Raw genomic sequence first — 12,639 nt, forward strand, 5'->3', positions numbered from 1 at the left:
CTCCACCTCGTTCACCGCCTCCTGGTGCCGCCCAAGCCGTGCCAGCGCAACCCCCTTGGTGTTGAGCGCCTCCGCAATGGCGCGCGCCGCCTCGAACCCGGCCTGCTCGCCCGCATCGCTCGGCACCGACCGCGCGTAGCCGAGCGCTTCGTCCGCCCACCGCGCGGCGGCGACGTGATCGCCCACACGGAACGCAAGACGGCCGCGCTCTTGCTGGAGATGAGCCCACTCCAAGAGGTGTGCCCACTCGATCGGCGCGCCGGTCTCGCCAAGCCGTTCAGCCGCCTCGGCATAATGCGTCTCTGCCCTGACGCGCTTGCCTGCGTCCCACAACAATCGACCGAGCTTGCGAAGAATGCGCGCCTCGCCGATGCGGTCCCCTGCCGTGCGGTGTCCCTCCAGCGCGCTCCGGTAGTGCTCCTCGGCGGTGCTTCGGCGGCCAGTCACGCAACAGAGATCCGCGACGCGCTCGTTCAGGATCAGGCGTTCGGGCTCCTGTTCGCCCGCGGTCGACAGCACGGCGAGGGATTGCTGATAGAAACGGACGGCATCGTCGTTGGCATAGCTCGCACGTGCGCGATCGCCGGCCGCGCGCAAATAGCGCGCGCCTTTCGACTTGCTCGCGCTCAGACTGAAGTGATGTCCGAGCAATATGAGATCCTCGAGCTGCTCGGGCTCCTTGCCATAGAGCCGCTCCAGCGCGGCGCCAATCCGTCCATGGAGCTCGACCCGACGCTGCAAGAGCAGATTTTGATAGATCACGTCCTGAAGCATGCTCTGCGTGAAGCGATAGGTCCGCAGCGACATCGAGCCCGAGCCCGCGACCTCCTCGATGACCTCGGCGTCGCACAGAAGTTCGAGCCCTGCCTCGACCCTTGCCGGCTCGGTTGCCGCCGCACCGAGAACAGCCGCATCAAAGCGCGGACCGATCACAGCAGCCTCCTGGGCCACTTGGCGCACCTGATGCGACAACCGGTCGAGGCGCGCCAGCAACAACGCCTGAATGCTTGCTGGAATATCGGCGGCGGCTTCATCCGATTTCATCCGCCACTGCGCGCCGTCACGCTCCAGGGCCCCGCCTTCGATGAGGCCGCGGATGATCTCCTCGAGGAAAAGCGGATTTCCGCCTGCGCGATCGAGGATTCGGGTGAACAAACGTCCCGGCGGCTCCCGCCAACCGTGACTGAAATATGCCGCGAGCAGCCTTCGTCCGTCGGCATCGCCAAGCGGAGACAGCCGAATGGTCGTGTGACTGATCCTGCTCGAACCGAACTGATCCACCAGCGCTGGCCGATGTGTAAATAGCAGCATCAGCCGCGTCCGCTCCAGCCGGTCCATCAGGAACCGCAACGCTTCAAGCGACACCGCGTCGGCCCAATGCAGATCCTCGACGATGATCAGAAGCGGCGACAAGGCGAGGCGGCGTTCGAAGACGGTACGGATCGCGAAGAAGATCTGCCGCCGGAGCTGTTCCGGTTCGACATGCCTGAGCACGGCGTTGGGATCGCCAAGGCCGAGAACATGCAAGTAGAGAGGCATCAGACGGTCGGCCTCCTCGGCCGCGAGGCCGAGCTCCGATAGCGCTTCCGAAACTTTCGCCTCTGCCTCCGCGGCGCCCGCCTTCTGTGCAATGCCATAGGCGCTGCGCAGCACGGCGGCGAGTGCTCCGTAGGATTGTTCGCCGAGCGGTGAGCAGGCCGCCCGCCGGATCGCCACGCCTGCGAAGCGATCCTCATCGCGCATGCGGGCGACGAATTCGTTCACCAGCCGCGTTTTCCCAATGCCCGCTTCGCCAACCAGCCGCACCAGTTGAGCCGCGCCGCCGCACGCGCGATCAAGGCTGCCGATCATTCGCGCAAGCTCGGCGTCGCGCCCGATCAGTGGTGCATCGAGGCCCAGCGTGTCGAGGCCGCGTGCCGCGCGGGGCATATCGAGCGGTCCCTTCAGGCGATGGACCAGAACGCTGCCCATCTTGCCCTTGAGCGAGATCTCGCCGAGCGAATCATAGGAGAACGCATGCCGCGTCAGACGGTGGGTCAACGGCCCGACCAGCACCTCGTCCGGAGACGCCATCGACTGCAATCGCTGCGCCGTGTTCACGGTATCGCCGGTCACCGAATAGGATTTGGCAATGCCCACGCCTAACCCACCCGCGACGACGTGGCCCGTGTTGATGCCGACATGGAGCTGCAACGGTGAACCGGCATAGGCCTTCGCGCGCTCGCTGAGGCGCGCCGCCCGGCTGATCATGTCGAGGGCAGCGCGGACCGCCCGCTCGGGGTCGTCCTCGTGCGCAGCCGGCGCGCCAAATAGCGCGAGCAGCGCATCGCCGATGAACTTGTCCACGAAGCCGCCAAAGCCCTGCACCGCCGCCGTCAACTCCTCGAACAACTGGTTCTGAAGCGTCTGCATGACCTCTGGGTCGAGCCGCTCGCTCATCGCAGTGAAGCCGCTGAGGTCGGCAAACAGCACGGTGATGGTGCGGCGGTTTGCTTCGCTATCGACATTGTCCGACTGCGGTCGAAATGCGTGTTGAGCCGTCTGCGGGAGCGGTGGCGAGGACGATCTGATTGGGAGTGTCGCCGGGCTCGTCTGCGCCGATGCGTGTCCGCCGTCGTTGGTGGCCCCGCTGATGACGGAGCCGCATTTCGGGCAGTAGATAAAATCCGGTGCACATGGAAAGCCGCAGCCGGGGCACGCGTTCGGCTGCTTCGTGCCGCACTTCGGGCAGAAGGCAAAGCCGCTCTGAACCTCGAAACCACAACCCGGGCAGTTCATGGCTCAAGACCTCGCGGAAGCCGCGATGGCGCGATGTGCAGGTCCCTACCGAATGGGTCCCAGCACGCAGACCAGAATGGGCTCTGCGCCCCGGAAGAGCAAGCGGCGGCAGCCTACCTCTCAGTATGGGCGACGAAGCAATGCTGCGGGCGCACAGGCGCACCGCACATCCTCGGCAGAGCATGGTGGCATGCGGTAGCGTCAATTGACAGGGGCATTGCCGGGGCTACCCTGCCGAACAGAAGAACAAATAAATGAGGGCAGGGAATCGCCTTGAAACCCGTCACCGCATCTTGAGCACATCCGCACGACCTTCCGCGCTCGCGCCATTCCGCATCCGCAACTATCGTTTCCAGTGGCCGTCCGACCTGCTCACCTCCTGGGCCTTCGAGGTCGAGACGCTAGTGCTCGGCTGGTACATCATTGTCGAGACCGGCTCGGTGCTGCTGCTCACCGTGCTTGCGTCACTCCAGTTCGTGGGAACACTGGTCGCGCCCGTGTTGGGCATGATCGGCGACCGCATGGGTCATCGCGATCTCCTGGTCGCGATGCGTCTTGCCTACACGGCACTCTCGTCGACCATCATGGTCCTGACGCTGACTGGTCAGCTGTCGCCGCTGAGCGTCATGATCATCGTCGCGATCATGGGCCTGATCCGCCCGTCTGATCTCGGCGTCCGGGGCGCGCTGCTTGCCGAGATCATGCCGGCCGAGCAGTTGGTGGGCGCCATCAGCATCGCGCGCACGACCCAGGACAGCGCGCGCATCGCCGGAGCATTGACCGGCGCCGGGCTGTTCGCCGTCCTCGGTATCGGCCTCATCTATGTGGCGATCGCCGGCCTCTACCTCGCGGCCGCGCTTCTGATGCTCTGCCTGACCCGACCGAAAAGGACCGTCACCACAGGTGATCTCCCGGCGAACAGCCACGCCGTTTCGAGATTGCTGGGCGATCTGAAGGAAGGCATCGTCTATGCCTGGAATGGCCCGGGAATGCGCGCGGCGCTGTGCGTCGCGTTCCTGGCCAATCTCACAGCATTTCCCTTCACTGGCGGACTGTTGCCCTACATCGCCAGGGAGATCTTTCATACCGACCAGACCGGCCTCGGCTATCTCTCGGCGAGCTTCGCCGTCGGTTCGCTGATCGGCTCCATCACGCTCAGCCTGGTCAGTGGAGTGCGGATTGCCCGGCTTCTGATCGGCGCGACACTGGCGTGGTACGCCATGCTGCTGGTGTTCGTCGAGATCAGGACCTTGCCGGTGGCGATGGCCTGCCTCGTCCTCGCCGGCATCGCCCAGAGCATGTCGATGATCTCGGCCGCCGTCATTCTGATGCGCACCGCGAGCGCACATCTGCGAGGCCGCGTCATGGGCGTCCGCATGATGGTGATCTATGGCTTGCCGATCGGACTGCTCGCGGCCGGCAGCCTGATCGACATCATCGGCTATTCCGCGACGGGTTCGCTCTATGCCGTCGCAGGCTTCATCGCGATGATGGCGATCGCGGTGCGCTGGCGCGCCGACCTCTGGCCGGAACATGCCCCCGCCAATGCGCGGTGACGAGGCGGAGGTCCACGCCTCCTAATCCCCGTAGCCGCGCAGCCGCTCGATATCGAGGATGGTGACCCCGCCATATTCCAATCGCAGCAGCCCCTCCTTCTCGAGCCGATTCAGCGCGCGGTTGGCGTTCTGGCGGGACATGCCGGAAAGCGCGCCGATCTCCTCCTGGGTGATCTCCAGATGCGCGGTCGATTCCGGATAGAGGATCGGGTTGAACAGCGAGGCGATGCTGCGGGCGAGGCGCGCGGTGGCATCCAGGGTACGGTTGACCTCGAGCATGCCGATGAACTGGCCGAGCCGCTCGTTGAGCTGGCGCACCAGGAAACGGTTGAAGCCGACGCTGTTCTCGAACAGCCACATGAAGGCGCTGCGTTCCATCAATGCGACGCGGCTGTCGCGCAGCGCGACCACGTCATAGCGGCGCGGCTCGTTCTTGAGCACGCTGCCCTCGCCGAACCAGGCCCCTGCCGTCAGCCCGGCGAGGCTGGTCTCCTTGCCGTCGCGCGAGACTCCGCCCATGCGGGCAAGGCCACTGACCATGCCGGCCCAATAGGCGAAAATGTCACCGCGCATGAACACGGTCTCGCCGGTGCCGTAGGACCGCTCCGTGATTCCGGCACGCGCGACCTCGATCTCCGCTTGCGTGAGCTCGCGCGACCAGGCGGCGACGCGCTTCAGATGATCTTCTGAAATCATGATCTCGCGGCCAGCCGCACCGTTTCGTCACTCCGCCTTCTGCTGCATTGCAACATGATGGTTTGGACCGCCATTCGACCAAAGATGCAGGCCGCTGCCGCCGGCAAACTTTGTCGCAGAATTGTCAGCCGGGAGACATTTAAAAATAGCGCTTTCCCCTATTGAGGACCACCTCGGGCGATACGGCTCTCGGTCCCAGACGGGAACGAGATTGGCGCCGCTCCGGTCGAGACCATCTGCTGCATGGCCTGACCGGTACGGCCGTACTAGGATCGCCGGGCAAGAACGGACGAAGAGCGCCATTGAATGCGCCATCACCGGGAGGGATTCGTTTGGTGGCTACCAGTCTCGAAGTGCGCGGCGTGTCCTTGCGATTCGGCGGCGTCCGAGCGCTGACCGACGTCAGCTTCGCCATCAGGGAGGGCGAGCTGTTCTCGATCATCGGCCCCAACGGCGCCGGCAAGACCTCGATCGTGAACTGTATTTCCGGTCGCTACAAGCCGACCGAAGGCCAGCTGTTTTACCAGGGCCGCGACATTACCGGCCTGACACCGAATGCCCGCGCTTCGCTCGGCATCGGCCGCACCTTCCAGAACTTGGCGCTGTTCCACCACATGAGCGTGCTCGACAATATCATGGTCGGCCGCCATCACCTGCTGAAGAACAATTTCCTCACGGGCTCGCTGTACTGGCTCACCGGGGCGCGCAAGGAGGAACTCGAGCACCGCCGCAAGGTCGAGGAGATCATCGACTTCCTCGACCTCCAGTCGGTGCGCAAGGCAACCGCCGGCACCCTCTCCTACGGCCTGCGCAAGCGCGTCGAGCTCGCCCGCGCCATGGCGCTGGAGCCGCGCCTGATTCTCCTCGACGAGCCGATGGCCGGCATGAACTTCGAGGAGAAGGAGGACATGGCCCGCTACATCGTCGATCTCAACGAGGAGTTCGGGATGACGGTGGTGATGATCGAGCACGACATGGGCGTGGTGATGGACATCTCCCATCGCGTCATGGTGCTGGATTTCGGCAAGAAGATCGCCGAGGGCGATCCGGGCACGGTGCTCGCCGATCCCCACGTCAGGCGCGCCTATCTCGGCGAGGAGGACGAGGTGCTGGTCGATCCCGACGATGCTTCGCCGGCGCAGGAGAGCGCGGCATGATGGATTATGCGGGCCGGGTCGCCCAGGCCGATACCTATCCCAAGATGCTCCGGCTCAACGCGAAGGAGCACGGCAACGAGATCGCACTGCGCGAGAAGGATCTCGGGCTGTGGCGCATCTTCACCTGGAACGACTATCAGATCCGCGTGCGCGATTTCGCGCTTGGCCTCGTCGAACTCGGCCTTGGCCGCGGCGACGTCATCGGCATCATCGGCGACAACCGGCCGGACTGGGTCGCGGCGGAAGTGGCGACGCACGCCATCGGCGGCCTCAGCCTCGGACTTTATCGCGACGTGCTCGACGAGGAGGCCTCCTACCTCCTGAACTACGGCGAGGCGCAACTTGTCTTTGCCGAGGACGAAGAGCAGGTCGACAAGCTGCTCGCCCTTGCCGAGCGTGCGCCGAAGCTGAAGCACATCATCTATTCCGATCCGCGCGGGATGCGGAAATACGACGATCCCAGGCTGATGTCGGCCGATAGGTTTGCCGAGCTAGGCCGGGCACGTGCCACGCGCGAGCCGGAGCTTTACGACAGACTGGTCGATGCCACCAACGGAGAGGACGTCGCGATCCTCTGCACGACCTCGGGCACCACATCCCATCCCAAGCTCGCGATGCTCGCCGCCGGCCGCGTGCTCGGCCATTGCGCGACCTATCTCGCTTTCGACCCCAAGGGACCGGACGACGAATACGTCTCGGTGCTGCCGCTGCCCTGGATCATGGAGCAGGTCTACGTGCTCGGCAAAGGCCTCTTGTGCCGGATGAAGATCAACTTCGTCGAAGAGCCCGATACCATGATGAACGATCTGCGCGAGATCGCGCCGACATTCGTGCTCTTTGCTCCACGGGTCTGGGAATCCATCGCCGCCGACGTCCGCGCCAAGGTGATGGACGCAACGCCCTTCAAGCAGCGCCTGTTCGATATCGGCATGAGGAGCGGCCTCGCCGCGCTCGAGCAGGGCAAGCGGTCCGGCTTTGCCGACGCCATCCTGTTCCGCGCGCTGCGCGACCGCCTTGGCTTCACCCGCCTGCGGTCGGCCGCGACCGGTGGCGCGGCGCTCGGGCCTGATACGTTCAAGTTCTTCCAGGCCATGGGCGTGCCGCTGCGCACGCTCTACGGCCAGACCGAGCTGTTGGGGGCCTACACGCTGCATCCCGAGGGCAAGGTCGATCCTGACACCACCGGCGTGCCGATGGCCGACAACGTCGAGATCCGCATCGACAATCCCGACGTCCACGGCGTCGGCGAGATCGTGGTGCGGCATCCCAACATGTTCCTCGGCTACTACAAGAACCCCGAGGCGAGCGTGGCCGACATCAAGGACGGCTGGATGCTGTCGGGCGATGCCGGCTATTTCAACGCCGACAACCAGCTCGTCGTCATCGACCGCATCAAGGATCTCGCCGAGACCTCGCGCGGCGAGCGCTTCTCGCCGCAATTCATCGAGAACAAGCTGAAATTCTCGCCCTATATCGCGGAAGCCGTGGTGCTCGGGGCCGGCCGCGACGCGCTCGCGGCGATGATCTGCATCCGCTACTCCATCATCTCGAAATGGGCGGAGAAGAACCGCCTCTCCTTCACGACCTACAGCGATCTCGCCTCGCGGCCCGAGGTTTACGCGCTGCTCCAGAAGGAGGTCGAGACCGTCAACGCCACGCTGCCGCAGGCCCAGCGCATCTCACGCTTCCTGCTGCTCTACAAGGAGCTGGATGCCGACGATGGCGAGCTCACCCGAACGAGAAAGGTGCGCCGCGGCGTCATCAACGAGAAATACGAGGGCATCATCGACGCCATCTACCGCGGCGATTCCGACATCCCCGTGGACACCGTGATCCGCTTCCAGGACGGCACCACGCAGCGGGTGCGAACGACGCTGCGCGTGGTGGATTTGGGTGGACATGGGCCCATGGCGGAGGCGGCGGAGTGATACAGGTGTCCGTCGCCAACGGCGCTGCCCTTCGCCTCTCCCCGCTTGCGGCAAGGCTATTCCATGTGCACTGCGTCATTGCGAGCGCAGCGAAGCAATCCAGACTGTTTCCACGGAAAGATGCTGGATTGCTTCGCTGCGCTCGCAATGACGATGTGGGTGCAGCAGGAGACGATAAATGAACACCGCCTTCCTCATTCAGCTCCTGGTCAACGGCCTCGTGGTCGGCACGCTCTATGGCGTGGTCGCGATGTCGTTCGTGCTGATCTACAAGGCGACGCAGGTCGTCAATTTCGCGCAAGGCGAGCTGCTGCTGGTCGGCGCCTGGGTATGCTGGGCGCTGCTGGCGAAATACCAAGTACCGTTCTGGATCGGCATGCCGATCACGCTGGTGTTCATGTTCGTGTTCGGCATCGCGGTGCAGGTTCTCATCCTGCGGCCGATGATCGGCGAGCCCATCATTTCGGTGATCATGGTGACGATTGGCCTGTCGACCGTGCTGCAGGCGACGCTGAAATGGATGTTCGGCGTCAACCCGCAGCCGTTCCCGCGCGTGTTCGAGAGCCAGTCGGTCAGCCTGTTCGGCCTCCAGATCCAGACTGTCTATGTCATGAGCCTCGTGGTCTCGGTCGCCATGATGATCGGCATGGCCTGGTTCTTCCGCGCCTCGAAATATGGCCTCGCCATGCGCGCCACCGCGTTCAACCAGCAGGTCGCGCAATCGCTCGGCATCTCCGTCAAGAGCGTGTTCGCGATGGCCTGGGCGATCTCGGCGACGGTGTCGGCGGTCGCGGGCGTCGTGGTTGCGGTCGTGAACGGCGTGTCCTCGGGGCTTGCGGCCTACGGCATCAAGGTGTTCCCGGCGGCCATCCTCGGCGGGCTGGATTCCGTCGGCGGCGCCGTGCTCGGCGGAATCATCATCGGCCTGCTCGAGAACGTCGCCCAATATGTCGACAGCGAGTATCTGCACTGGGGCAATCTCTACGAGATCGCGCCGTTCTACGTCCTCATCATCGTGCTGATGATCAAGCCCTACGGCCTGTTCGGCACCCACGACATCGAGCGGATCTGACCCATGGCCGGCCCTGCCCTCATTCCTGCTGGTGATTTCCGCACCTCCTATGCGGCCGACGCCACGATCTTCCCGACCACCACCAGCCGCAACTTCGCGATCGCGGGCGTTGCGCTGCTGTGCCTCGCGCCGCAATTCTTCAGCGGTTACTGGCTCAGCATCCTGATCCAGATCGGCATCTTCTCGATCGCGGCGCTCGGTCTCAACATCCTGGTCGGCTTCACCGGCCAGATCTCGATCGGGCACGCCGCCTTCTTCCTGCTCGGCGCCTTCACCTCGGCCTACATTTCCAATAACGCGCCGATCCCCGTGTTCTTCGCGATCCCGCTCGCCGGAATCGTTACTGCGCTGGTCGGGCTGATCTTCGGCATCCCGGCGGCGCGGCTGAAGGGACTCTACCTCGTCATCGCGACGCTGGCCGCGCAATACATCCTGCTCGACTTCTTCTCCCGCGCCGAATGGTTCTCGGGCGGGTCGGTGCCGGCCAGCGCGGAGCCGTTCTCGATCTTCGGCTACACGCTGCGCGGCGACAGGCAGTATTTCTACGTCGTGCTGGCCTATGTGCTGGCGAGCTACATCCTCGTCACCAATCTGATGCGCACCCGCGACGGCCGCGCGCTGGTGGCCATCCGCGACCATTATCTCTCCGCCGAGATCATGGGCATCAATCTCACCAAATACCGTACGCTGTCGTTCGGCCTCGCCGCCTTCTTCGCCGGCATCGCCGGCGCGCTCTATGCGCACTACCAGCTCGTCGTATCGCAGGAAGGCTTCGGCATCGAGCGCTCGATCCTGTTCCTCGCCATGATCATCATCGGCGGCACCGGCTCGGTCATGGGCACGCTGATGGGCACCGCTTTCGTGGTGCTGCTGCCGGAATCCATGGAATTCATCAGCCTGTATTTGAAGGGCGGCGCAATCGACAAGGCGCTGTCGCTCAACACCAACATCACCTTCCTGCGCGAGATCGCCATCGGAGTGATCATCATCGCATTCCTGATGTTCGAGCCTGACGGGCTCGCGCATCGCTGGCGGCAGATCAAGGCGTACTGGAAACTCTACCCGTTCTCGCATTGAGGCGCGGGCAACTTCACTTAAACAATAAACAGGAGGAACCGACCCATGAAGACAAAGTCCCTTTTGAGCACCGCATCGCTCGCCCTTGCGATCGCCGCGTTCTCGGCAAGCGCACAGGCGCAGATCGCGATCGGGCATCTCGCCGATTATTCCGGCGGCACCTCGGACGTCGGCACGCCCTTTGGGCAGGCCGTCGCCGACACATTTGCCTGGGTCAACAAGAATGGCGGCATCGGCGGCAAGCAGGTCAACCTCGACACCAACGATTATGGCTACCAGGTGCCGCGCGCGATCGCGCTCTACAAGAAATGGTCGGCACCGGACAGCAAGGTCGCCGCGATCATGGGCTGGGGCACCGCGGACACCGAGGCGCTGACCGGCTTCCTCGCCCAGGACAAGATTCCCGACATGTCCGGCTCCTATGCCGCCGCCCTCACCGATCCCGAAGGCGTCAGCGGCAAGGCCAAGCCCGCTCCCTACAATTTCTTCTACGGCCCGAGCTATTCGGACTCGCTGCGCGCGATGCTGATGTGGGCCGCCGAGGATTGGAAGGCCAAGGGCAAGCCCGGCAAGCCGAAATTCGTGCATATGGGCGCAAACCACCCCTACCCGAACGCACCGAAGGCCGCCGGCGAAGCGATGGCGCAGCAGCTCGGCTTCGAGGTGCTGCCGCCGCTGGTGTTCGCGCTCGCGCCGGGTGACTACAGCGCGCAGTGCCTGAGCCTGAAATCCTCGGGCGCCAACTACGCCTATCTCGGCAACACCGCGGCCTCCAACATCTCGGTGATGAAGGCCTGCAAGACCGCCGGTGTCGAGATCCAGTTCCTCGGCAATGTCTGGGGCATGGACGAGAACGCCGCCAAGACGGCCGGAGATGCCGCCAACGGCGTGATCTTCCCGCTGCGCACCGCAGTGAGCTGGGGCGGCGATGCGCCCGGCATGAAGACGGTGATGGAGATCTCGAAGATGTCCGACCCGACCGGCAAGGTCTATCGTCCCGTGCACTACGTCGCGGCCGTCTGCTCGGCGCTGTACATGAAGGAGGCGATCGATTGGGCCGCCAAGAACGGCGGCGCCACCGGCGAGAACGTCGCCAAGGGCTTCTACCAGAAGAAGGACTGGGTGCCGGCCGGAATGGAAGGCGTCTGCAATCCCTCGACCTGGACCGACAAGGACCATCGCGGCACGCTGAAGGTCGACCTCTATCGCACCAAGGTGTCAGGCGCGACCGACGGTGACCTCAACGATCTCATGACCAAGGGCACGATCAAGCTCGAGAAGGTCAAGACCGTCGAGCTGCCGCGCAAGCCGGAACTGCTGGGGTGGTGAGCCACGTTTCCCCACACACAACTGTCATCCCCCGCGAAGGCGGGGGATCCAGTACGCCGCGGCTTCTCGATGAGTCTCCGGCGCCTCTGGAATACTGGGTCGCCCGGTCAAGCCGGGCGACGACAGCGGAGAGTTACAAAGCATGACCCAGATCGCAGAAGCTGCTCGAACGACCCCCACGGCTGTTGCACCCGCACTTCTCCTCGCCGTGCGCAACATCGAGGTCGTCTACGACGACGTCATCCTGGTGCTGCGCGGGCTCAGCCTCGACGTGCCCAAGGGCGCGATCGTCGCGCTCCTCGGCGCCAACGGCGCCGGCAAGTCGACGACGCTGAAGGCGATCTCCGGGTTGCTCAAGACAGAAGACGGCGAGGTGACGCGCGGCGAGATCCTGTTCGAAGGTGAGCGGATCAACGGCATCGACCCCGACAAGATCGTCCGCCGCGGCATCTTCCAGGTGATGGAGGGCCGGCGCATCGTCGCCGACATGACGTCGCTGGAGAACCTCAAGCTCGGCGCCTTCACCCGCAGGGACCGCGAGGTCGATGCCGACCTCGACATGGTCTTCAACTACTTCCCGCGCCTGAAGGAGCGCACCGGACTTGCCGGCTATCTCTCCGGCGGCGAGCAGCAGATGCTCGCGATCGGCCGCGCGCTGATGGCGCGCCCGAAGATGATCCTGATGGACGAGCCTTCGATGGGCCTGTCGCCGCTTCTGGTGAAGGAGGTGTTCTCGATCATCCAGAAGATCAACCGCGACCTCGGCGTCACCATCCTGCTGGTCGAGCAGAACGCGCGCGCTGCGCTCTCGGTGGCGAGTCACGGCTACATCATGGAACAGGGCAAGGTCGTGCTCGACGGCAGCGCGGACGAATTGCGCGACAACGAGGACGTCAAGGAATTCTATCTCGGCGGCGCCGGCGACCAGCGCAAGAGCTTCAAGAACCTCAAGAGCTTCAAGCGGCGCAAGCGCTGGCTCTGACAAAGCGTTTTCGAGCGAAGTGGGAACCGGTTCGCGTGAAGAAAACGCGTCAAAACAAAAGAGC

Annotated in this window: 9 protein-coding genes; 7 read left to right on the plus strand and 2 right to left on the minus strand. The window is 64.2% G+C overall.

What is annotated here, in order from left to right; genetic code table 11:
* Nucleotides 1–2,778, minus strand: a 2,778-nt coding sequence (locus IC50_RS18865) for an adenylate/guanylate cyclase domain-containing protein (RefSeq protein ID WP_035708109.1), incomplete at its 3' end; no start/stop codon positions are given.
* A gap of 293 nt (nt 2,779–3,071) precedes the next feature.
* On the opposite strand from IC50_RS18865, the gene IC50_RS18870 reads away from it, so the two are divergent.
* Entirely contained in the window at nt 3,072–4,334 is a 1,263-nt protein-coding gene (locus IC50_RS18870; protein ID WP_035708050.1) for an MFS transporter, read from the plus strand.
* A 21-nt stretch (nt 4,335–4,355) separates the two neighbouring features.
* On the opposite strand, the gene IC50_RS18875 is transcribed toward IC50_RS18870, so the two are convergent.
* Nucleotides 4,356–5,030, minus strand: a complete 675-nt coding sequence (locus IC50_RS18875; RefSeq protein ID WP_028137580.1) for a Crp/Fnr family transcriptional regulator — start codon at nt 5,028–5,030, stop codon at nt 4,356–4,358.
* Nucleotides 5,031–5,365: 335 nt separating this feature from the next.
* On the opposite strand from IC50_RS18875, the gene IC50_RS18880 reads away from it, so the two are divergent.
* From IC50_RS18880 to IC50_RS18905, 6 genes are all read left to right on the plus strand, one after another.
* Nucleotides 5,366–6,187 (plus strand): ABC transporter ATP-binding protein, encoded by an 822-nt coding sequence (locus tag IC50_RS18880; RefSeq protein WP_035708112.1) that lies wholly within the window; start codon nt 5,366–5,368, stop codon nt 6,185–6,187.
* Nucleotides 6,184–8,115: a long-chain fatty acid--CoA ligase gene (locus tag IC50_RS18885; RefSeq protein ID WP_035708054.1), complete on the plus strand. Its 1,932-nt coding sequence runs from the start codon at nt 6,184–6,186 to the stop codon at nt 8,113–8,115. Before IC50_RS18880 ends, IC50_RS18885 begins: the two co-directional genes overlap by 4 nt.
* Nucleotides 8,116–8,293: 178 nt before the next feature.
* Nucleotides 8,294–9,187: a branched-chain amino acid ABC transporter permease gene (locus tag IC50_RS18890; protein WP_018643253.1), complete on the plus strand. Its 894-nt coding sequence runs from the start codon at nt 8,294–8,296 to the stop codon at nt 9,185–9,187.
* A 3-nt stretch (nt 9,188–9,190) separates the two neighbouring features.
* Nucleotides 9,191–10,264, plus strand: coding sequence for a branched-chain amino acid ABC transporter permease (locus IC50_RS18895; RefSeq protein WP_035708057.1), 1,074 nt, complete (start codon nt 9,191–9,193; stop codon nt 10,262–10,264).
* A gap of 45 nt (nt 10,265–10,309) precedes the next feature.
* On the plus strand, nt 10,310–11,593 hold the full coding sequence (locus IC50_RS18900) for an ABC transporter substrate-binding protein (RefSeq protein ID WP_035708060.1): 1,284 nt from the start codon (nt 10,310–10,312) through the stop codon (nt 11,591–11,593).
* A gap of 142 nt (nt 11,594–11,735) precedes the next feature.
* Nucleotides 11,736–12,575 carry an ABC transporter ATP-binding protein gene (locus tag IC50_RS18905; RefSeq protein WP_035708063.1) on the plus strand — a complete coding sequence of 280 codons (840 nt, stop codon included), beginning with the start codon at nt 11,736–11,738 and terminating at the stop codon, nt 12,573–12,575.
* The last annotated feature ends 64 nt before the right edge of the window (nt 12,576–12,639 follow it).

Source organism: Bradyrhizobium genomosp. I (2014) (assembly GCF_000261685.1).
Taxonomy (GTDB): Bacteria; Pseudomonadota; Alphaproteobacteria; order Rhizobiales; family Xanthobacteraceae; genus Bradyrhizobium.

Excerpts from the sequence above, each read along its gene's own strand:
- IC50_RS18900 (WP_035708060.1), top strand. The coding sequence starts at position 10,310 with ATGAAGACAAAGTCCCTTTTGAGCACCGCATCGCTCGCCCTTGCGATC.
- IC50_RS18905 (WP_035708063.1), top strand. The coding sequence starts at position 11,736 with ATGACCCAGATCGCAGAAGCTGCTCGAACGACCCCCACGGCTGTTGCA.
- IC50_RS18895 (WP_035708057.1), top strand. The coding sequence starts at position 9,191 with ATGGCCGGCCCTGCCCTCATTCCTGCTGGTGATTTCCGCACCTCCTAT.
- IC50_RS18890 (WP_018643253.1), top strand. The coding sequence starts at position 8,294 with ATGAACACCGCCTTCCTCATTCAGCTCCTGGTCAACGGCCTCGTGGTC.
- IC50_RS18875 (WP_028137580.1), bottom strand. The coding sequence starts at position 5,030 with ATGATTTCAGAAGATCATCTGAAGCGCGTCGCCGCCTGGTCGCGCGAG.
- IC50_RS18885 (WP_035708054.1), top strand. The coding sequence starts at position 6,184 with ATGATGGATTATGCGGGCCGGGTCGCCCAGGCCGATACCTATCCCAAG.